The 2,483-nt window shown below is 53.1% G+C and carries 1 rRNA gene; it reads right to left on the bottom strand.

Annotated features, from left to right (window positions below):
- Window positions 1–2,483 (bottom strand): 23S ribosomal RNA (locus DS745_RS04265); the annotation flags it as partial.

The following is a 2,483-nucleotide window of genomic DNA, read 5'->3' as shown; positions in this document are numbered from 1 at the left end:
CCGTGCTTCCACCCGAGACCTATCAACCTCATCATCTTTAAGGGGTCTTACTGGATTAACTCCAAGGGAAATCTCATCTTGAGGGGGGCTTCATGCTTAGATGCTTTCAGCACTTATCCCTTCCACACGTAGCTACCCAGCTATGCTCCTGGCGGAACAACTGGTACACCAGCGGTGTGTCCATCCCGGTCCTCTCGTACTAAGGACAGCTCCTCTCAAATTTCCTACGCCCGCGACGGATAGGGACCGAACTGTCTCACGACGTTCTGAACCCAGCTCGCGTACCGCTTTAATGGGCGAACAGCCCAACCCTTGGGACCTACTTCAGCCCCAGGATGCGATGAGCCGACATCGAGGTGCCAAACCTCCCCGTCGATGTGGACTCTTGGGGGAGATAAGCCTGTTATCCCCAGGGTAGCTTTTATCCGTTGAGCGATGGCCCTTCCATGCGGAACCACCGGATCACTAAGCCCGACTTTCGTCCCTGCTCGACTTGTAGGTCTCGCAGTCAAGCTCCCTTTTGCCTTTGCACTCTACGAATGATTTCCAACCATTCTGAGGGAACCTTTGGGCGCCTCCGTTACTGTTTAGGAGGCGACCGCCCCAGTCAAACTGCCCACCTGACACTGTCCCCGAACCGGATCACGGTCCTAGGTTAGAATTTCAATACAATCAGGGTAGTATCCCACCGACGCCTCCACCGAAGCTGGCGCTCCGGGTTCTCAGGCTCCTACCTATCCTGTACAAATTGTACCAAAATCCAATATCAAGCTACAGTAAAGCTCCATGGGGTCTTTCCGTCCTGTCGCGGGTAACCTGCATCTTCACAGGTAATATAATTTCACCGGGTCTCTCGTTGAGACAGTATCCAAATCGTTACACCATTCGTGCGGGTCGGAACTTACCCGACAAGGAATTTCGCTACCTTAGGACCGTTATAGTTACGGCCGCCGTTTACTGGGGCTTCAATTCAGAGCTTCTCCCAAAGGATAACCCCTCCTCTTAACCTTCCAGCACCGGGCAGGTGTCAGCCCCTATACTTCGCCTTGCGGCTTCGCAGAGACCTGTGTTTTTGCTAAACAGTCGCTTGGATCTATTCACTGCGGCTCTCTCGGGCTTTAACACCCTATCAGAGCACCCCTTCTCCCGAAGTTACGGGGTCATTTTGCCGAGTTCCTTAACGAGAGTTCTCCCGAGCGTCTTAGAATTCTCTTCTCGCCTACCTGTGTCGGTTTGCGGTACGGGCACCTCTCACCTCGCTAGAGGCTTTTCTTGGCAGTGTAGGATCAGGAACTTCGCTACTTAAATTTCGCTCGCTATCACAGCTCAGCCTTCGCGAGAAGCGGATTTGCCTACTTCTCAGCCTAACTGCTTAGACGCACATATCCATCAGTGCGCTTACCCTACCTTTCTGCGTCCCCCCATTGCTCAAACGGTGAGGAGGTGGTACAGGAATTTCAACCTGTTGTCCATCGCCTACGCTTTTCAGCCTCGGCTTAGGTCCCGACTTACCCTGAGCGGACGAGCCTTCCTCAGGAAACCTTGGGCTTTCGACGGAGGGGATTCTCACCCCTCTTTTCGCTACTCATACCGGCATTCTCACTTCTAAGCGCTCCACCAGTCCTTCCGGTCTAGCTTCACAGCACTTAGAACGCTCCCCTACCACTGACACCTAAGGTGTCAATCCATAGCTTCGGTGATACGTTTAGCCCCGGTACATTTTCGGCGCAGAGTCACTCGACCAGTGAGCTATTACGCACTCTTTAAATGGTGGCTGCTTCTAAGCCAACATCCTGGTTGTCTGGGCAACTCCACATCCTTCTCCACTTAACGTATACTTTGGGACCTTAGCTGATGGTCTGGGCTGTTTCCCTCTTGACTACGGATCTTAGCACTCGCAGTCTGACTCCCGAGGATAAGTATTTGGCATTCGGAGTTTGACTGAATTCGGTAATCCTGTGGGGACCCCTAGTCCAATCAGTGCTCTACCTCCAATACTCTTCCCTCGAGGCTAGCCCTAAAGCTATTTCGGGGAGAACCAGCTATCTCCGAGTTCGATTGGCATTTCACCCCTACCCACACCTCATCCCCGCACTTTTCAACGTGCGTGGGTTCGGGCCTCCATTCAGTGTTACCTGAACTTCACCCTGGACATGGGTAGATCACACGGTTTCGGGTCTACGACCACGTACTCATTCGCCCTATTCAGACTCGCTTTCGCTGCGGCTCCGCCTCTTCAGCTTAACCTTGCACGTAATCGTAACTCGCCGGTTCATTCTACAAAAGGCACGCTGTCACCCGTAAATGGGCTCCAACTACTTGTAGGCACACGGTTTCAGGATCTCTTTCACTCCCCTCCCGGGGTGCTTTTCACCTTTCCCTCACGGTACTGGTTCACTATCGGTCACTAGGAAGTATTTAGCCTTGGGAGATGGTCCTCCCGGATTCCGACGGGGTTTCACGTGTCCCGCCGTACTCAGGAT

Source organism: Anaerobacillus alkaliphilus (assembly GCF_004116265.1).
GTDB lineage: Bacteria > Bacillota > Bacilli > Bacillales > Anaerobacillaceae > Anaerobacillus > Anaerobacillus alkaliphilus.
The sequence above is the reverse complement of the archived record's forward strand: the minus strand, read 5'-3'. Positions and strand labels throughout refer to the sequence as shown.